The sequence below is a fragment of the Marinobacter sp. bablab_jr008 genome, assembly GCF_016464145.1.
Classification (GTDB): Bacteria; Pseudomonadota; Gammaproteobacteria; order Pseudomonadales; family Oleiphilaceae; genus Marinobacter; species Marinobacter nauticus.
On sequence record NZ_JACDWW010000063.1, the window covers coordinates 51,240 to 70,434 of the forward strand.

16 protein-coding genes are annotated in these 19,195 nt (G+C 55.7%); 7 read left to right on the forward strand and 9 right to left on the reverse strand.

Going from position 1 to position 19,195, the window contains the following annotated elements:
* Together JIF53_RS12615 and JIF53_RS12620 are read left to right on the forward strand one after the other, a co-directional pair.
* Complete coding sequence (locus JIF53_RS12615) at positions 1-366, forward strand: MbcA/ParS/Xre antitoxin family protein (RefSeq protein WP_011784835.1); 366 nt, start codon at positions 1-3, stop codon at positions 364-366.
* Entirely contained in the window at positions 363-1,157 is a 795-nt protein-coding gene (locus JIF53_RS12620; RefSeq protein WP_199452626.1) for an RES family NAD+ phosphorylase, read from the forward strand. Before JIF53_RS12615 ends, JIF53_RS12620 begins: the two co-directional genes overlap by 4 nt.
* On the opposite strand, the gene JIF53_RS12625 is transcribed toward JIF53_RS12620, so the two are convergent.
* The 5 genes from JIF53_RS12625 to JIF53_RS12645 all read right to left on the reverse strand — a co-directional run bounded on the left by JIF53_RS12625 (position 1,105) and on the right by JIF53_RS12645 (position 8,815).
* Entirely contained in the window at positions 1,105-2,538 is a 1,434-nt protein-coding gene (locus JIF53_RS12625; protein ID WP_199452628.1) for an efflux transporter outer membrane subunit, read from the reverse strand. The two genes, JIF53_RS12620 and JIF53_RS12625, sit on opposite strands and share 53 nt — an antisense overlap.
* Positions 2,539-2,542: 4 nt before the next feature.
* Positions 2,543-4,477, reverse strand: a complete 1,935-nt coding sequence (locus JIF53_RS12630) for a MacB family efflux pump subunit (protein ID WP_011784832.1) — start codon at positions 4,475-4,477, stop codon at positions 2,543-2,545.
* A complete protein-coding gene (locus JIF53_RS12635; RefSeq protein WP_011784831.1) occupies positions 4,474-5,628 on the reverse strand; it encodes an efflux RND transporter periplasmic adaptor subunit in 1,155 nt (384 codons plus the stop codon). The genes JIF53_RS12630 and JIF53_RS12635 overlap by 4 nt, the downstream gene beginning before the upstream one ends.
* Positions 5,629-5,735: 107 nt before the next feature.
* A complete protein-coding gene (locus JIF53_RS12640; protein WP_199452630.1) occupies positions 5,736-8,093 on the reverse strand; it encodes an EAL domain-containing protein in 2,358 nt (785 codons plus the stop codon).
* 116 nt (positions 8,094-8,209) lie between these two features.
* Complete coding sequence (locus tag JIF53_RS12645; RefSeq protein ID WP_023008268.1) at positions 8,210-8,815, reverse strand: LysE/ArgO family amino acid transporter; 606 nt, start codon at positions 8,813-8,815, stop codon at positions 8,210-8,212.
* Positions 8,816-8,904: 89 nt separating this feature from the next.
* Between JIF53_RS12645 and JIF53_RS12650 the strand changes: the two genes are divergently transcribed.
* The 3 genes from JIF53_RS12650 to JIF53_RS12660 all read left to right on the forward strand — a co-directional run bounded on the left by JIF53_RS12650 (position 8,905) and on the right by JIF53_RS12660 (position 11,170).
* Positions 8,905-9,777, forward strand: a complete 873-nt coding sequence (locus JIF53_RS12650; protein ID WP_199452632.1) for a LysR family transcriptional regulator ArgP — start codon at positions 8,905-8,907, stop codon at positions 9,775-9,777.
* Positions 9,778-10,023: 246 nt separating this feature from the next.
* The gene (locus JIF53_RS12655; protein WP_011784828.1) at positions 10,024-10,230 is read left to right on the forward strand and encodes a cold-shock protein; all 207 of its coding nucleotides are present in this window, start codon (positions 10,024-10,026) and stop codon (positions 10,228-10,230) included.
* Between the two features lie 193 nt (positions 10,231-10,423).
* Complete coding sequence (locus JIF53_RS12660) at positions 10,424-11,170, forward strand: DUF3581 family protein (protein WP_011784827.1); 747 nt, start codon at positions 10,424-10,426, stop codon at positions 11,168-11,170.
* Here JIF53_RS12660 and JIF53_RS12665 read toward each other — a convergent pair.
* Positions 11,152-12,003 (reverse strand): putative RNA methyltransferase, encoded by an 852-nt coding sequence (locus tag JIF53_RS12665; RefSeq protein WP_011784826.1) that lies wholly within the window; start codon positions 12,001-12,003, stop codon positions 11,152-11,154. The genes JIF53_RS12660 and JIF53_RS12665 overlap by 19 nt on opposite strands.
* Before the next feature lie 150 nt (positions 12,004-12,153).
* Between JIF53_RS12665 and JIF53_RS12670 the strand changes: the two genes are divergently transcribed.
* On the forward strand, positions 12,154-13,884 hold the full coding sequence (locus JIF53_RS12670; RefSeq protein WP_199452634.1) for a putative bifunctional diguanylate cyclase/phosphodiesterase: 1,731 nt from the start codon (positions 12,154-12,156) through the stop codon (positions 13,882-13,884).
* A 29-nt stretch (positions 13,885-13,913) separates the two neighbouring features.
* On the opposite strand, the gene JIF53_RS12675 is transcribed toward JIF53_RS12670, so the two are convergent.
* Positions 13,914-14,234 carry a metallophosphoesterase gene (locus JIF53_RS12675; protein WP_379944482.1) on the reverse strand — a complete coding sequence of 107 codons (321 nt, stop codon included), beginning with the start codon at positions 14,232-14,234 and terminating at the stop codon, positions 13,914-13,916.
* A gap of 118 nt (positions 14,235-14,352) precedes the next feature.
* Complete coding sequence (locus tag JIF53_RS12680) at positions 14,353-15,843, reverse strand: Fic family protein (protein WP_199452636.1); 1,491 nt, start codon at positions 15,841-15,843, stop codon at positions 14,353-14,355.
* A 441-nt stretch (positions 15,844-16,284) separates the two neighbouring features.
* Between JIF53_RS12680 and JIF53_RS12685 the strand changes: the two genes are divergently transcribed.
* Positions 16,285-16,749 carry a hypothetical protein gene (locus tag JIF53_RS12685; RefSeq protein WP_199452638.1) on the forward strand — a complete coding sequence of 155 codons (465 nt, stop codon included), beginning with the start codon at positions 16,285-16,287 and terminating at the stop codon, positions 16,747-16,749.
* A 325-nt stretch (positions 16,750-17,074) separates the two neighbouring features.
* Here JIF53_RS12685 and JIF53_RS12690 read toward each other — a convergent pair whose 3' ends face one another.
* The gene (locus JIF53_RS12690; protein ID WP_199452640.1) at positions 17,075-19,195 is read right to left on the reverse strand and encodes a UvrD-helicase domain-containing protein; all 2,121 of its coding nucleotides are present in this window, start codon (positions 19,193-19,195) and stop codon (positions 17,075-17,077) included.

Genomic DNA, 19,195 nt, shown 5'->3' on the forward strand with positions numbered 1-19,195 from the left:
ATGCCAGAAGCTGTTAGTGCAGCACCGGAAACCAGCGATAAAGCTCTGCTGTCCAAAGCCCTGCTGAACGCAGCCAAAGCCTTTGGTTTGCCACAAGCGGAAATCGCGGCCGTGGTTGGCCGCAACCGCACAGGTTTGACCCGCGACGGCATTGATCCGGCCAGTAAGTCGGGTGAACTGGCACTGTTGTTTATCCGGCTTTACCGCAGCGTCTATGCACTGACCGGCGGTGAACGGGAGGCCATGACCCATTGGCTGAACACGCCCAACCACTATTTTGAGGATACACCCAGACAAATGATCCAGAGCACGGAAGGCCTGGTTCGGGTGGTTCACTACCTGGACGCCATGCGGGGGCGGATTTGAACTATCGGGAACGGATTGCCCAGTCCATCACACCGCTGCAAGGCAACCTGTTTCGGGTGGTGGAAAGTCAGGAAGACATCGCGACGGCACGCATCGTAGACAGTATGCAGGAACAGAATCGACTGGAGGAACTGCTGGAAAGCAACAAACCACCGGTGCCCGGCACGGCCCGAAAACGCCATTACCTGCTGACCACCCCGTTCCGCTACCCGCCCCTGAAATACGGCTCACGTTTTGGCCGCAGTTTCGAACCCAGTCTGTTTTACGGAGCCATGAGCATTCCCACGGCTCTGGCGGAAACCGCGTTTTATCGGTTTGTATTCATGAGCCATCTGAAAGTCCCGTTCAAGCGCCCGTTAACCACCTTGCATACGGTGTTCAGCGCCCGATTCCGCACGGAACGAGGTGTTCGGCTGCAGTCTGAACACTGGCAGGATCTGCATCATACGCTGGCAGATCCAGTCAGCTACCGGGAAAGCCAGGCCTTGGGTACCGACATGCGCAGCCTGCAAGTGGGCGCCTTCCAGTTTCTCTCAGCCCGCGCTCTGCAGGCAGGCCTCTATGAGCTCCCCGTCCATCCGGACAACGGCGTCGAAGGCGTCAATGTAGCTTTGTTCAATGCCAGTGTGTTCCGGGACGCCGCCCCCAGAAGTTATCAAAAACTGATTGCCGTGACGTCGCCCAGCCAGGTGTCCATGAGCCTGTCGGAGCCGGATGGCAGCAAGCAGGTTTACGAATTCAGCCTGGACCAGTTTCTGATCGAAGGCGAACTACCTCAGCCGGCGCCGTAGCACGCCCTTGAGGCTCTGTCTGCCAGCCGCCTCCCAGCGCCTTGTAAAGATCCACCGCTGCAATCAGTCGGTTCAGTCGTACCTGACTGAGCTGCTGCCGGGCATCAAACACCGTTCGCTGGCTTTCCAGCAAGGTGAGCAGGTCATCTGCCCCTTCCCGATAGCGCACTTCGGTCAACCGTAAGGTCTCTTCCGCCTGGGCGAGAATACTCTGTAACCGCTGCTCCTGATCCAGGTACAGCGCTTCTCTGTCGAGTGCATCCCCTACTTCCTGGAATGCCGAGAGCAGGCTGGCACGGTAATTCTCCAACAAAGCCACCCGCCGGGATTCCGAAATGGCCACATTGTTGCGACGCTGGCCTCCATCAAACAGAGTCTGGCTGAGGGCAAGCAGGCCATTGGCGGTTTGCAGTGGGTCTGCCAGGCTTAAAAAGCTGTTGGTAGAGAAGCGAACCGCGCCGCTGAGCGACACCGATGGCATCAAGGCCGCCCTGGCCTGCTCGACGTCCGCACTGGCGGCCATCAGCCGAGCCTCCTCAGCCGCCAGGTCCGGTCTTCGGGTAACCAGGCTGGCCGGCGTTTCCGGGTTGATCTCCGGCACTTGAACCGCAAGTAGCCCAGCCTCCGGAATCTCTTCCGTAAACGGATAATCCCCGGTCAGTAGCCGCAAAGCCGCTAACCGTTGCCGGGCCTGATACTCCAGTGGCGGCACCTCATTCTTCAGGTTCAGTACGGAGGTTTGCTGGCGGGACAATTCCGAGCGATCGGCCACACCGTTACGATACCGGGCCTCGACGAGGGCCAGTGTTTTTTCACCCAGTTCCAGATTCCGACGCGCAATATCCAAACGCTGCTGCAACTCCTGCCATTCGAACCAGGTACTGGCTACCGAGGTAGCCAGCGTCATTCGGGCGGCGTCATAGTCATACTCCGAGGCCTGGAAACCCGCGAGAGCCCCGGCTTCCACGGCGGACAGGCGACCCCAGAGATCCAGCTCGTAGTCAACCGACAGCCCGAGGCTACTCGAACCACTCGTGACACGATCCTGGCCGGAGGCCTCGCTTGCCTGTTTACCCGTGCTTCCCGACGCACCAAGGGTCGGCAGCAAGGCAGCTCCGGCGTTGCGCAACTGCAAGTCTGCCTGAATCACTGCCTGAGCGGTGGCAGCCAGATCCGGATTATTCGAAAGTGCCCGGTCTATTAAACGGTTGAGCTCTTCGTCACCGAAGGCATACCACCAACGCGAACCAACCGCTTCACCGGCGCCAGCCCCGATGTGCCAATGGGCTGGCGGATTCAACGGCAGCTCAATGGGTTGTGGCGGAAAGCTCGCGCACCCGGTCAACAACACCGACAACAGTGCAATATGGCGAAGGCTCATAACATTACTCCGAGGCCAGGGCATGAACAGGGTCCAGATGGGCGGCCTTACGGGCGGGCAGAAACCCGAACAGCAGGCCTGTGGCAAAAGCGCAACCAAAGGCCAGAGCCATGGGTAGCAGCGTCATGTGAATGGGTGTGCCCAGAGAGCCAATAATCCGGGTTGCGGCAATGCCGATGACAACACCAATCAACCCGCCTATGGCCGATACCAGCCAGGCCTCGGTCAGAAACTGCTGCAGGATATTCCACGCCCGGGCACCGGTGGCCATGCGAATACCGATTTCGCGGGTACGTTCAGTGACGCTCACCAGCATGATATTCATCACCCCGATGCCACCCACAAGGAGGGAAATTGCTGCAATAGAGCCCAGCAGCCAGGTGAGTGTATTCTGGGTTTCCGAAATGGTTTCAATCAATGAAGCCATGTTGCGGATAGTAAAGTCCTCAATGCCATGGCGGGCCATCAGAGTGTCGTGAATGAGGGCTTCGATCTCATCCATACGGTCGATGTCGGCCACAGCCACGGTGATGTTGCGCAGGTGCGTTTGCCCGAAAATGCGCAGGCTGCCCGTGGTGTAGGGAACAAACACCACATCGTCCTGGTCCTGTCCCATGGGAGAGGCGCCTTTTTCATCCATCACGCCAATCACCTGAAACAGCACGTTGTTAACCATCAGGTGTTTACCAAGGGGGCTTTCGTCAGGAAACAGAGCGTTGGCGGTGGTTTTGCCCAATACTGCTACGGCTGCGTAACTGGCTTCATCCTGGGCGCTGAAGAAGGTGCCCTCAACAACAGGCCACTGGCGGGCCACCGGGAACCGGAAGGAGGTGGCATTGATCTCAGCCGAGTGATCCCGGTTGGAATAGCGCAGCGTCTGGCCGCCAGTAAGCTCAGGTATTGCTGCAAGAACACCCTCTATCTCATTGATTGCTTTGAAGTCAGATGGCACCAGTGTGGTCACGCTCCAGCGCCCACCCCGCTGATCGGGACCACCCGGGCGCACCAGCAGCAGATCACTGCCCATGGTGCTGATTCGGTCGACGACATCCTTTCGGGCCCCCTCCCCGATCGCCAGCATGGTGATCACCGAGGCAACCCCGATCACGATGCCAAGCAGTGTCAACGCCGTCCGAAACAGGTTGCTGTGCAGGGAACGCACAGCGCTTTTCAGGGCCTCCTGCCAATCCCCAAGACGAGAGTGGCGACGGCCATTCTGGTCAGTTTCTGGTATTTGCGCGGATGGCATTTCGGCGCCGGTGTCCTCAACAAGCTCACCATCGGCAATGCGGATTTGACGGCGGGCCACTTTTGCCACGTCGGGATCGTGGGTAATCAAGATGATGGTATGGCCTTGTCTGGAAAGATCGGTTAACAGCCGGATCACTTCCTGGCTGCTTTTGCTGTCCAAAGCACCGGTCGGTTCGTCTGCGAAGATTAACTGGCCGCCGTTCATCAGGGCCCGGGCAATTGACACTCGCTGTTGCTGGCCACCGGATAACTGGGCCGGCCTGTGGGACAGGCGCTCGCCCAGCCCGAGCCCGGTGAGTAACCGTTCCGCCCTTGCATGCCGCTCGGCCGGCGCCATACCGGCATAAATTGCCGGAATCTCAACATTCTCCCGGGCAGTCATTCCAGGCAACAGGTTATAGCTCTGGAACACAAAACCAAAGGCATCGCGCCGAAGCCGTGCCAGTTCGTCCCGGTCCAGGGCAGACACGTCCCTGCCATTGAACCGGTACTGGCCAGCGCTGGGCTGATCCAGACAGCCGAGGATGTTCATCAGGGTAGATTTGCCGGAGCCCGATGGCCCCATGATGGCCACAAACTCACCGGGCCAGATTTTCAGATCAATGCCCTTGAGCACAGGAACCGCCAGTTCGCCCTCGCCAAAGGATCGGGTAATGTCTTGAAGCTCAATCAACGGTCGCGGGCTCATCTCAGCATACCCCGAAAGGCAGCCCGGCTCTCACCCTGACCGGCCCGCGGATCCCGGTTTGCAAGAACCACCTGATCACCCTCATTCAATCCGGACCGAACCTCCACGTATACGCGGTTGCTGATGCCGGTTTCGATGGCCCGAATCTGTGGCTGCCCCTTCGCATCCAGGACCTTGACCTGGTTTCTCGCCACCGCACTGACTGGCACCCGCAATACGTCCAGCGCTTCTTCCTGAATAAAGAACACCTGGGCGGTCATCTGGGGCAGCAACCGTCCCTCCTGGTTATCCACCGTAAACAGGGCGTTGTAGAGCACCACGTTGTTGGTTACTTCGGGAGTTGGCTCAATGTACTGCAACTCTCCGTAGAGCTTATGCTCGGCATCGCCGAGTGTGGTGAAGTACACCCGCATGCCCGCTTGCAGCTTGCCAACGTCGGCCTCAGACACCTGGGCCCGCACCCGCATGGTGCTCAGATTGGCAATGCGCATAAGCAACGGCGCGGTCTGGCTCGCGTTCAGAGTTTGCCCCTGGCGGGCTTCGATGGATACCACAGTGCCATCCATCGGCGCATAGATGCGGGCATAACCCAGATTGGCTTCTTCAGCCCTCAGGGTGGAGGAGGTCTGTTCTATCTGTGCCTCAAGCATGGCCAACTGCGCCCGGGCGGACGCTAAAGATGCTTCGGAGGTCTGCAGGGATTCCCGTGTGGTCGCATCTTCACGCCACAGGTTCTGCTGGCGCTGGAACTGGATCTCGGCGAGGCGCAGCTGGGCCTTGCGATCGGCTAGCTGGGCCTGCTGGTTCTTCAACTGGGCGCGGGTGGCATCCACTTTCGCCACATACACGGTAGGGTCGATTTCCGCCAGCAGATCGCCGGTGCTAACGGGTTGGCCCACTCGTACGTGAATCAGCTCCAGCTGGCCGGAAACCTGTGCACCCACATCCACATAATTACTCGGCTCAAGCACGCCGGTGGCCGAAACCAGGTTCTGGATGTCGCCTCGGCTAACCGCCACGGTATTCAAAGCCGGTTCATTGCCGTTAGCATTGCGGGCGTACCAAACGACAGCGAAGGCTATCGCGCACAGCACACACAGAAATCCAACCCACTTCAGCCAGCGATGCCCGGCACGGGTAGCAGAGGCCATTCAGATATCTCCAAGAGTTCAAGTCAGACCGAACCATAGAGAACTGATACGGGAAAAAGAAGCCGGGGATCAGGGTTTTGCGAAACCTTTACACTAGCTGTTGCCGGTCACGCCGCACTGAATGGCCACTGGAAGCTCTGAGCCCATCCAAGGGCCTGGTCATGGGGCATTGGGCGCGCGTAATAGAACCCCTGGCCCAGATCGCAACCAAGCCCGATCAGTCGCCGATGGGCTTGCTCGGTTTCTATGCCCTCGGCGATAACACGGCGCCCAAAGCTTTTCGACAGCCCCAGAATCGCCTTGATCACCATTTCGCCCTCGATATCACCTTCCATGTCCATCACAAAAGAGCGATCAATCTTGATCTCCTGGGCCGGCAACCTCCGGAAGTAGTCTAGGGAAGAATATCCGGTGCCGAAATCGTCCAGCGCTATTTCCACGCCCAGAGCCCGGCATTCAAGCAGGGTCTTGATGACCTTTTCCGTATCATCCAATGCGGTGGTTTCCAGTAGTTCCAGAATCAATCGATTGCGGAGCGCTGGCTCCAGCGGAGCGATGGCGGCTTGGAGATCATCGATGAACTGGTCTCCCAGAAAGTGGGAAGGGCTCAGATTCACGCTCAGGGAATAAGGTAACCCCTGCTTCTGGTAGTGGATGAGATTCCGGACCGCTTCTGACAGAACAAATTGCCCGACCCTGTTGGCGTACTCGGTGTACTCAATGTGATCCAGAAAATGCCCCGGGCCCAGCAGACCGTCGACGGAATGGTTCCAGCGAATCAGCGCCTCGAATCCCTCAACGCACTGGCGGTTAAAGTCCACCTTTGGCTGATAGTAGAGCTCCAGCTCCTGCCTCGCGATGGCCTGGCCAATCTGTTCGAGCACCCTGACCCTTTCCTTGCGGTTCAGATGCGTTTCCAGATCAAACAGTTTGTAGGCGTTCTTGCCAGATTCCTTGGCGGCATACATAGCCTGATCCGCATGTCGCAGCAGCAGATCTGTGTCGGCATCGTCGTCCGGATACACCGTCACGCCCATGCTGCCTGAAAGCTGAAGCACGAAATGCCGATAACTGATGGGCTGCCGAATAGATTCCAGAATCCGGGAATACACGCGTTCGTCGTTCACATCCCGAAGGATGGCGACAAATTCATCACCACCAAGCCTGGCAATCACATCATGGGCCCGAACCGCCGATTTAAGCCGCTCGGCAACGGATTTAAGCACCGCATCGCCCACGGCGTGGCCATGTTCGTCGTTAATGTCCTTGAAGCCATCCAGGTCGACAAAACACACCGAGAGCGTGCCTTTGCGCTGGTCGGCTTCAAACAACTCCTGCTCGAACAGTTCCGTCAGTCGACGACGATTGGGCAGGCCCGTTAATGCATCGAAGTTCGCCGCCTTTTCCAGGTTCCGCTGGTGCTCCCGTTTCTCCTGATACAAGCGGCGGCGTTCAAGCAGTGTTCCGACCGTTTGCAGTAGTGGCGCAAGTTCATCTGCCATTCTTGGCTGAAATCCACCCTTGCGGTTGGCAAGACCAACCAGCCCAATGAGCTCATCCCCGGAGTACACTGGCAAGCCAACATAGCTTTCAATAGGCGGGTGGCCTGGAGGCAATCCCCCGCGCCGGCTGTCATTGGAGTAGTCATTGGTGAGCACGAGGCCACCGGACAGCATCCCGGCACCCAGCAGGTTGTCTAGCCGTTCAAACCGCATGCCGCGGCGTTCGACTTCCTGATACAGGGCCTGGGTTTCGGGGCTCCAGGCAATATTGGTAATGGCCCCGACTTTCAGATAGGGCGCACCGTCATCCCGATAGAGAACCTCCCCGATAAAGCCGAACTGACTGCCGGTTAAGGAGAGAAGGTCCGTAAGCATCAGCTCAAAGGCTGCACGCTCGTTATCACTGGTCAGAAAAACATTCTGGGCACGCTGAATAGCCCGGCTCAAGTGAGAGACCCGTAGTTCATCGTCGGCACTGCTTTCCCGAACGGCACACTCAAGCTGGTCCTCGATCAAGCTCGCCAGAGTGCGCAGTACATCGAGGTCCACTTCTCGAACTGCACGGGGCTTGTCATCAATGATACACAAGGTGCCAAGCTTGAAACCGCCGGGCTCGCGAACAGGGATACCGGCATAAAATCGAACGTGAGGATCGCCGGTCACTAACGGATTGCCCCGAAACCGGGGATCCCGGGTGGCATCTTCAACAATAAAGGCTTTGTCCTGCCGGATGGCATGGTCGCAGAATGCCACAGAGCGGGGTGTTTCCTGTACATCCATGCCGTCTTTGGATTTAAACCACTGCCGCTCCTCGTCCAGGATCGAGAACAATGCGGTTTTCACACCGTAGAACTGCCGGGCGATTCTTACCAAGCGATCAAAACGCTCCTCCGGCGGTGTATCCAGAATCCCTAACAACTTCAGCGCCGCAAGGCGACGTTTTTCGATAGGATCCGTGGTCATTCGGGCATGCTCCCCTGTGGGCGGCAACTACGAACACTCGGTTATGTTTATCCTAGTTCACCCATGCCGGAATGAATATCAGCAATTTGCAGAATACAGGCCGCCACACTCGGGCTTCACAGTCCTCCGGCCGCCAGTTGAATGGCAATCGCAGCCATCATCAGCCCGATAACACCGTCAATCACACGCCACGCCGCAGGCCTGGCCAACCAGGGCGCCAGCCGGGAACCGGCCCAGGCCAGCGCGCCGAACCAAAGCACCGACGCGCTGCTGGCACCCGCCACGAACGTGGCCGGATCCGATTGCTGGGCTCCCACTGCCGGAATTAACAGTAACGTATCCAGGTAAACCTGGGGATTCAGCAAGGTGACAGCCAAGGTTGTCAGGATCACGCCTTTGACGGTGCTGCGCCGAGCTTCCCCAGCCGCCAGTGACGCCCTCCCCTTCAGAACCCGATAGAACGCCTGTCCTGCCAGCAAACCGAGAAACCCAACGCCCAGCCATCTGAGCACGTCCAGCGCCTCGGGCATGGCCATCAGTGCCGCACTCACACCAAACATGCCCAGAGTGAACAGCAGGATATCCGAGGTCATACACAAACCGGCCGACCACCAATGGTGTTCACGACGAATGGCCTGACTGAGAACGTAGGCATTCTGGGCACCAATAGCCACGATAATTCCACCACACACAACCAGGCCTGTCAGATAACTCTCAAACACCACTGCACTCCTTATGATTAATGGCGAAAGCCTACCCCGTTACCGCTATACTTGAAATTCATCCTGTTAATACCTGATAAGTTTTTCTTATGCTTGACTACAAATTGCTGGAAGCCCTTGCGGCCGTGGTCGACGCCGGCGGTTTTGACAAAGCCGGCGACATGCTGGGCATCAGCCAGTCCGCCATTTCTCAGCGAATTCGTACACTTGAAGTCAGGCTTGGCCAGCCTGTGCTGGTGCGAAGCCAAAACCCAAGAGCAACGCCCGCAGGCCAGAGATTACTCAATCATGTTCATCAGGTGCGCCTGCTGGAACGCGACCTGACCAGTTCCATTCCCTCCCTGGCCGAACCAGCCACTCGATTCCGCGTCGCGCTCAATGCGGACAGCCTCGCAACCTGGTGGGCCTCTGCCGTCGGCGACTTCTGTACCGAAGAGGGAATACTTCTGGACATGGTGGTAGAAGACCAGGACGTCGGATTGCGGCGCATGCGCGAGGGCGATGTAGCCGCCTGCCTTTGCAGCAGCCCTCAGCCGGTTGCCGGCGCCCGGTGCATACCGCTGGGAGTGATGACGTATCAGCCATTGGCCACACCGGAGTATACCCGCCGCTATTTTCCTGACGGGCTGAACAACGGGAGCCTGCAATCCGCGCCTGCCATTGTGTTTGGGCCCAACGATCAACTCCAGCATCGGTTCCTGGCCCAGGTGGGCTATCAGGGCAAATTTCCGCACCACCTGTGCCCTTCATCCGAGGGCTTCGTAAAGCTTGCGCTGGCCGGCATGGGTTATGGAATGATTCCGGAAATTCAGGCCCGGGAGCATATCGAGGCAAATCGACTGGTTAGTATCTCCCCGGGCAGCGGCCTGGAAGTTCCTCTTTACTGGCACTTCTGGCGTCACGGTGGGGAGTTGATGTCCCGGTTAACGCGCAAACTGCAGGATTCGAGCGAGTTGGTTTGAGTGGTTTCCGGTGATCAGGGTATCTGCCTAGAAAAAATAGCTATGCAAACCATCGAGACAGGAGTACAGTGGCCGTCGTTGGAAAGATTTAGCAAAGCATTCATCAATAAGACGCATCCCTGTTGTTATAAGTAGTGTTCGTCCTGTTTTTGATCACGCCAGTTTTTATGTTTCCGCACACCGCTGACCTGCCCTCACAACGAGACCAGGCAGCACATTAAATGATTGAATTCAGGATAGTAAAATATGTCTACTGTTACCGGTACTGTTAAGTTCTTCAACGAATCCAAAGGCTTCGGCTTTATCACTCGTGAAGGCGGCCCGGACGTTTTCGTTCACTACAGCGCCATTCAGGGCGGCGGCTTCAAGACTCTGGCAGAAGGCCAGCAGGTTGAATTCACCGTGACTCAGGGCCAGAAAGGTCCTCAGGCGGAAAACGTAGTTGGTCTGTAAATAACAGCCCAGTACGATCAAAAAGGCAGCTTCGGCTGCCTTTTTTGTTGCCTGAATTTCCGTGTTAGTCCGTATTCATCCTTATTAGTACCATGGTCGGGCTCACCTTGAGCCACGCTAAGGCCTATAATGCCCGCTCGGGTGAATTCACTCCCCAGGCCCTCGAGGCTCAGCAAACCAGAAAAGGCCCACCATGTTTTCTGAACAGTTCTATTCCGTCCAGGACGGACGTATTGTGATTTCCGCACCCCAGGCCAGCTACTTTGCCAAAGAGATCGCCGGGGACTTCAATCCGATCCACGATCCGGACGCCCGTCGTTTTTGCGTGCCCGGCGACCTGCTGTTCACCATTGTGGTGTCCCGTTTCGGGCTCTCAGAAAATATGACCTTCAAGTTCCGTAACCTGCTTGGTGCCGAGGTTCCGCTTGAGTTCCGCGAAAGCGACAATGGCGAAGCCATCAACGTTGTCGACGAAGCCGGTAAGGTCTACCTGGAAGTTACCCGTAAAGGCGCGGTAACCCGGGATGAAAAAGTGATTGAAGAGTTCAGTCGGTGCTATGTTGCGGCGTCCGGGAAAAACTTTCCGCACACGCTCAAGCCCTTGATGGAATCACACGGGGTGATGTTCAATCCCGACCGGCCAATGGTGATGTATGAGAGCATGAGCCTGGCTCTCACACAGCTGGAGAATCCTCACCCAGACCTCGAACTGAACAACGCGGACCTGGAAGTTGCGGGTAAACGCGGCAACGTAACGCTTGAATACAACCTGCAGTCTTCCGGCAAAACCGTTGGCGAGGTTGCCAAGCGGCTGGTACTGGGCGGCCTTCGAGAGTACTGCCCTGAGGCCATGGCCGGCATCATCGAGGAGTTTTACCGGCTCAAGGCGAGAGGCACCCGCTGGGGGATGGAAAGCGCTGATCAGCCGGCAGGATTATAACGCTCAAACGTTTGCAGGCAGACATCCACGGTTACCGATAACGTTTTCAGCGCCGCAGCCCGTGCCCTGCCTTCCGCACTCGCCCGGTAGAGGTGCGGGGTCATTGCCAATAAATCGGCAATGGGCTCGGCGCCTTCGAGATGCACTGTAAAGCGTAAGTCCTGAGTGCCGATTCGCCGAAATCCCTCCGGTACCGGAGCCACTTTACGGGAGTCTGCGCGAACTTCCGGGTAGACAATCTCCCGCAATTCCCTCAGATGATCCTGGCCGGCGTCTACCTGCACCAATCGCCCACCCGGCCGCATAACCCGGGCAAACTCCGGATACACCGGAAACCCGAAAAGGCAAAGAAGACGGTCGACTGAAGCTGGTAACACCGGCAAATTGGCATTGCTGCCAACCACCCAACCTGCGCGTTTTTCCCTGCGCGCAGCCGCCAGCACCGCCCACTTGGAAATGTCCAATCCGAGCAACGATAGTGAGATTTCACCGTTCGGGGACGCTAGCTGGCGCAGATAATAGCCCTCACCACAGCCGGCATCCAGGCAACTGAGTTCGCTGCCCCTGGCAGCGCCGTTCAGGATTGCAGCCGACACGGCATCCGCAATCGGGCGATAGTATCCCGCCTCCAGAAAGCGCTGGCGCGCGGCCACCATGGCTTTGCTGTCACCAGGTTCTTTCGAGCGCTTTTTCTGAACTGGCAGCAAATTTACGTAGCCCTGGCGGGCAATATCGAAGCTATGGCCCTGCGGACAGCGCCAGACTTTGTTTTCCCGCTGTAGCGGATTGCCGTCGAGCGGACAGGCGAGGGATTCAAAGGAAGTGGTGTTCACTGAGCGTCCAAACGTTGGAAATGCCGGCGTATTCTAACAAGGAATATCCCATCAGGCTCGCAAACGGAGGAATGGCTTCCTATTCTTGTTGTGAACGACTGGAAAGCGCATAGATGCGTTCTCACCCAACCGGGAGGAGTCTCGTCCGTCATGGATAAGAAGAAGGACAGATCGTCGTCATCGTCACAATCGGAGCAAAGTGAACAAAAGTTCCATGAGTTGATTGAGAGCCTTCCGATGGTTGCCGTTCAGGGCTACGACCGGAATCGGAGGGTCATCTACTGGAATGAAGCCAGCACAAGACTATACGGGTACTCCAGAAATGAGGCTCAGGGAAAACGGCTGGAGGACCTGATTATTCCGAAAGCCATGCGCGAAGCCGTCATTGAGGCCCACACCAACTGGCTCGATCACAACATCAGCATTCCCGCAGAAGAACTGGCACTGAAACACAAGGATGGCCACCTGGTTCCCGTTTACTCCAGTCATGTCATGATCAAACAGGATACCGGCGAGTGCGAAATGTTCTGTATCGACATCAGCCTGGAAGAACAAACGCAAGCCAAGGCAGAACTGGTTCGCCGCGCCAGTTTTGATGATCTTACCGGGTTACCCAACCGACGCCTGATGGAGTCTGAACTTGAAAGCCGGCTGGCCGAGGCAGATCGTTGCAATCGCGAAGTTGCGGTGATCTTCATGGATCTGGACAACTTCAAACTGATTAACGATACCCTCGGCCACTATCAGGGCGACACCCTCCTCAAATCGGTTGCTGACACCTTAAAGCAGGAATTACGACACAGCGATCTGCTCTGCCGTTTCGGAGGCGACGAATTCGTTCTGTTACTGTTCGATTTTCATGGCCCAGAAGGCATCCATGAATTACTTCAACGGCTGGTCAAGGCACTCGAAAGCAAGGTGCAGCTTCACGGTGATTGCTATCAGGTATCGGCGAGTTTTGGCGTCAGCCTGTACCCACACAATGGCGGCACCGCAGCGGAACTTATGGGCAACGCAGACGCGGCCATGTACCGCGCCAAGGAGATCGGAAAGAATGCGGTCTGCTTCTACACCTCTGATATCAACGACCGGCTCGTCAAATACCAACAGATTACCGCCCTGCTCCGACAGGCACTGACGAACGGCGGATTGGAACTTTACTACCAGCCACAAATAGATCTGAGAACTGGCGGGGCCACCTCCTGCGAGGCGCTGTTGCGGTGTTTCGACAAGGCATCAAACCTTGTCTCGCCGGCGACGTTCATCCCTGTTGCTGAAAAATCGGGGCTTATAAACCGTATCGGTGACTGGGTCATCGATGCCGCATGCAAGCAGCTCAAAGCCTGGCAGCGAACTGAGCTCGCGGGCGTACGCATTGACGTCAATCTGTCCGGTCGCCAACTGACCAATCCACACCTGGCTGACCAGATCCTGGAAACCATCGAACACTATGGTTTGAAACCTGAGCAACTCGGGGTAGAACTCACGGAAAACGAGGTGTTTGGCAGCGAAGAAGACCAAACCAGGCAACTGGAGCGCCTCAAGGCTGCCGGGCTCCATATATCCATTGACGACTTCGGCACCGGATACTCTTCCCTGGTTTATCTTCGGAAGCTCCCGGTATGCAGCATCAAGATCGATCGAAGCTTTCTTCACTATGCCATGGAAAACGAAAGCGACATGGCCATCATGAAAGCCATGGTTACGGTCGGCCAGAGTCTCGGGTTGAGCATTCTTGTAGAAGGTGTAGAGACGGAGCAACAGGCAAAGCTGATACGTGATCTCGGTTGCGATTTCGCTCAGGGCTTTCTTTACGCCAAACCGATGCCGGCGAAAGCGGCAGAGGCGTTTATGAAGCTCCGGACTTCGCGCAATTTATAAGCAACGAACGAAGCCTGATTTCATTCGGATTAGCCTTGCTGAAGGGGTACGCCAGGGGGCCCCCAGAATCGGACTCCCTCGATTTCAACACCGCTGTCTTCCAAATAGATGGCTTCGGTTAATGCCTGCCGCGCGAGTTCCGGAGTTTCCTGAAAAGCCCAGTCATGGTTACCGGCAACAACAATCTTGTGCCTGTGAGGCAAAGTCCCAAGCCAGTCGTTGAAGTCTATGACGTTTTCTAACGTACCCTGCCCCAGGCAGTCCCCGGCATGAATCAGCACATCACCGTCCGGGATGCCTGGAATGCACCTATGCAGGCTGTGGGTGTCGGAAATACAGACCAATTTCATTTCATTCAATCTGTGTTTAATGGGTTAGAGATTTCGCTCCACTGTATACAAGATAACAGCAAGCTGTTGGCAATTTCGGTAACCCTTTTTCGACAATCAGGGGTAGAAGCCCTCGCTGCTACATAGGCTTGATGTCTTCATTTACCAGGATTCGATATGCCTGTTCCAGCGCATCGAAGATCTCTTCTGGAACCTTGTACTGATATTGCTTGCGTCGGTGATTCGAAATGCGGCCGTTCTGGTCCAGGCAGAACATCACCAGCCTGGAGAGATCGGTGTTGGGTATATCGAAGGACTGGTCTATGCGGCGGTAGATTTCGTCGTACCGCGTGAGGAACACGGTCTCTTCTTTCAGGTGTTGTTCAATAGCCTGTTTGGTTGCACGGGCCATAAATTCTGCGCAGTGGGTGCCATCCCAGTACCGGTAAAGGGCTTCATGGCCCTTAAATTCGAACTGAAACTGGTTTTCGTCGATGTAAGTAACATCCCAGTACTGCCTCGCTTGTTCCGAAAACGCTTGCAGCACACCTAGATATTCGGATTCATTCTGGCGTAACACTATGGATACAGGAAGCACCAGGCCATTCTGAAGGGCTCCACGCTGGCACAGTACCTGGTGAAACAAAAACCGGGACAGGCGGCCATTGCCGTCCATAAAGGGATGAACAAAAACAAAACCAAAAGATACGATGCTGGCCAATACCAGTGGGTCCGTATCTTCCGGCTGCTGGTTTGCCAGCACCATCAGATGTTCCATCAAGGAACGCGAGAGTTCCGGGGCCGGCGGCACATAGCTAACACCCAGCGCACCGCGCAGGCCGTTACTGAGATAGTTCTGTTCCGTTCGGAAAGACACCGCCTGGGAGAACACGTTGCTGATAACGGCGTTTTGCAGGTCTACCAGGTAGTCTTCATCCAGTTTTCGGGGGCTGTGGGCCTGTTTCAGCAGGTTCACAAAGCGGGTGGCTTTATCTTCCGACGGTGCTTCGTTTTCAATGGCGTAGGAATCCCTAGTTTCGTGCAGGTAGGCCCAGGCCAGCGTGCGGTTAAGAATGTCTTTCGGCAGCGACTCGGTAAACTCGGTTGCTTTTTGCAGCAAGTGTTCATCAAGCAACGCCTGAAGCTCTCTGGTTCGCCGCACTGTGATGCAGTAATCCAGTGTGCCCAGGCCATTGAATATCACTCGCCAACGGGGATTCTTCTGTCCCTGGCCGGTAATGTAGGCTTTGGGGTTAAACAACGGCACGTAAGCCTGCTGGATGCTCTCCGTGGCGCGTCGAATCGTCTCACCGGTAAAGTGTTCCCACAGGAAGCAGGCCTTGCGCAGGTATTGGCTGTTTGGGGAGGCATCAAAGGCCTGCCGGATCTCAGGCTCTGGGATGGCCGGCAGTGCCTGGGCCAATACTTGCAAGTTGATACCTTCGTGTTTGATGGCAAACAGAACGTGCCCCAGGCGATCGTCCGGGGCCGGGGCCAGCTTTGCGGGCACAGCAATAGTCTGGCCGATGGTTTCCTTGCGGGTGACCGAGCGCACTTCCGCAGATATCGCCGGCGCTATGGCCGAGATACTGTCCTGATTAATAAGATGTGCGTAACCTGCGTACTGCATGTTTTCCCTTTCATCCCCTCGCCAAAACTTTATTTACACGAAACTCCCTTTTTTTACACTTTTGATAATATAGGCAACATTTTTTACACGCAAGGTCCGGGTGCTCACATTGACTGTACCTGCTGCGAGGCACTAAAAGCGAGAGCAGGAAATCATCTCGCCGTTATAGTCAAAATCGACGCTGAAATCGCTGAGAGAGATGGAAAAAATTAGGAAAACGTTCGCGGGAAAGACGCCGGTTATTTTCCGAAATCGTAAGCAACTGAAAAGCAAGGGTAAAATGGAGGCGCGGGTCGGAATCGAACCGGCGTACACGGAGTTGCAGTTCGAAACCCTAATGAAACAAAATTACCGGATATACAATATGTTAACGCTATTTTTTAAGGTATTTTGTTAGCCCTAAATACACCTTTAGCAGTCATTAGAATCAATAGCTTAGTAGTGCATCTTCGCAGCGAAAAAGCAGCAGGTGGAGCACGGTTCGAGAATGTTCACGGAACTCATACTGCTGAGATCGCCCAAAGCCGTCGCCAAGAGCTTCAGAACGAAATAGGTACCATGATTCGAGAAGCCATGACCCTTGAAGAGGCTTCACAGTGGTTGTCCTTACCACAAGAAGTAATTCGAGGCCTTGCAACCACAGAATCCCCAGAGTTCTTTGCATTTGAAGCACCCGATGGAACCCTTTTGTTGCCCGGATGGCAGTTTACGAATCAGGGAGCCCTACCTCACCTTTCTGAAATTCTGAATCGACTTTCGCCAGAGTTATCAGTGCTCACCATAAACCGCTTTATGACCCGCAAACATCCCGATCTAGAACTACCGAGCGGCATCGTTTCGCCTCGAGACTGGCTGGCAACTGAGCAAGACCTCAACGAGGTCTTGCTGCTCGCTTCGGACCTCTAAAAACAGGTATGATCAACACATATTGAGGATAGATTCGGAATCACTATGAACATGGCAGCAGCCCTTCTCGGTTACGGCGGGTTTGTAGTATCCCTGCTGTTCATTGGCGCCGTTGGGTATTGGAAAGCTGACGAGCTCGAGGCTTGGGCTTATCGTAAGCTTAAAAGCTAGAAAGCCGGGTAAAATTCCAAAAACCGTCAAGCTTGGGCATCGCCTATTTCGCCGCCGAGGAGACAGGTGGTGTATCGATCCTGAGTTTGGTTATTCTGGTCACGTTTGCACGGCGGATTTTGCTGTTCTATGCTCAAAATCCCTTCTATAAACCTTAATTCGTGAACCCTGAAAACCACTCACTCATCTGCCCATACCCAAATACAAAGGCCAATTTCCTGGCCCGGGTGAGGCTGACATACACCAAAGCCCGTTCTTCATTCTCTCGCTGTAGGCGCGTAACCGCATCTGCGGCGGCATTAACGACAAAGTCCAGCGGTACAAGCCCTTGATTCGCGGAGGCCAAAAATACTCCATCGAATTCCAGGCCCTTTACGCGGTGCATGGTGGCCAGATTCAGAGCACCGTCCGGAGTGGCGGCACTTTGTCCTTCCAGAACGTGGCAAAGCTGCTGCCGGTTTTCCAGTGCGGCTTTCAGTTCGTTGACCTCCCGGCGAGTTCGGGCGATCACGCAGCAGGCTTCCGGCGCAAGATCATTTGCTCTCACAGCTTCCAGAATGGCTTCCGCCTGCTGATCCATGGAATCGAAACAACGCACCTCCGGTACCGGGCCATGCATTAGTGAATGGTAGAATTTCTGAGTGTCTTCCCCTCCGTCCAGGTCATCCACTGCCACACCTTCCAGAATACTCACCGCCATCTTGCGGGTTTCATCCGTGGTTCGATAATTGATTTTAAGGCGAGCACTACGGCCCCGAATATCAATACCGCACTGGCCCAGGACAACCTTATTCTTGCCGTAGATTCTCTGGTGGCCATCACCCACGATAAACAGATCGTTTTGGCCGGGTGGTACTAAGGCGCGGATCAGCATGAATGCCTGACTACCCATGTCCTGCGCCTCATCCACGATGACAGCCGCCAGGGCAGGCCGAAGCTCTGGCTTGTTCTCGATCAGTTCACGGGCATCCCGGTAGGCGTCATCGGTTTCTTTCAGATAGTTGCTGGCAAGCAGGTGCCGGTAACGCTCGAAAACCGGCCAGATCTCCACCCGCTGCTGACGATTCAGACGAGTGCCTCGGCCGATACGGGATGCCTTTTTATACTCATCCACATTGCTAACCGATTGAGACTGAACCACCCTCGCCCATTCCTCCTGAAAGAAGGACATCCCAAGATCAATGCCGGCAGGCTTTTCCGAATAGGCCTGCTCCCAGAGCTTCTTCTCCTCACGGCTATCCAGAAGCAATCCGTAATCGTAGCCCTGCTTTTTCAGGAAGTTCATCACCCAGGCATCGAGGTTCTGTACCTCAATCCAGGAAAGAGCGTCCTGGGAGCAGATTTTGTTCAGGTTTTGCTGGATATCTGCAGCGAGGTTTTTGGTAAAGGTCGTGAACAGAATCTTTCCGTCACCTTCATCAAGATGATTGGCTAACCACTTGGCCCGATGCATGGCAACAACCGTCTTACCCGTACCGGCACCACCCAGTACCCGAACCGGGCCGTTCTTCTTTCCCTCCGCCAGGCGGCGCTGGGCCGGGTGAAGGAATACCCGCCATTTCTCAATGGACTGATTGAGCACCTCCTGCAGAGCCTGCTCGTTTTCGGCCACCGTAAACAACGCGCGGGATTCGGGCCGAGTCAGTGCTGCGGTGAAGTCTTCGGTATCCACTGTCTGCGGTGCCGCAGGAACTACTTCGTTGTAGGCCTCTTCAAAACTGGCTCCGGCCATCAGCATGAACAGGCCATCGTGAGCGTCTTTGGGAATCTGCTCGTTAATCAGAGCCGTTTCCAGATCTGCCTCGATCCTCATGGAGCGAATTACGGGAAGTGCTTCTTCCGGAACGCCGAGTTGAAGTAACTGGCGATCGCGCACGGCATCAAACAGACCGGGCTGAGCGGGCGTTTGCTGTATACCGGTTGCCTGCTCGAGCGTACTTTCCTCAACCGTAAATACCTGCAGACTACCGGTATTCGGGTTGATCTCGATCTTGCGCTTTTCCGCCCATTTATACGCCGGCTCGTGGTGATCCACGTACAGCATCAGATAAAGATCTTCCTTCTCGGCAGCGGCCAGAATGATACGTACATCCTGATTGGCGCGAATGGACCGAACCTTGTTGTCTTTGAATGCGGGCAATTTCTCATAGTTGAGGCTGGGATGGTTACGGTCCTGCTGGAACAGCATAACCGCTTTATTCGCCTGGCTTTGCTCCTTGGGGGTCAGCTCCAGCAGGCTTTCAAAGTACTTGTCAGAGAATGCAACACTCGCCAT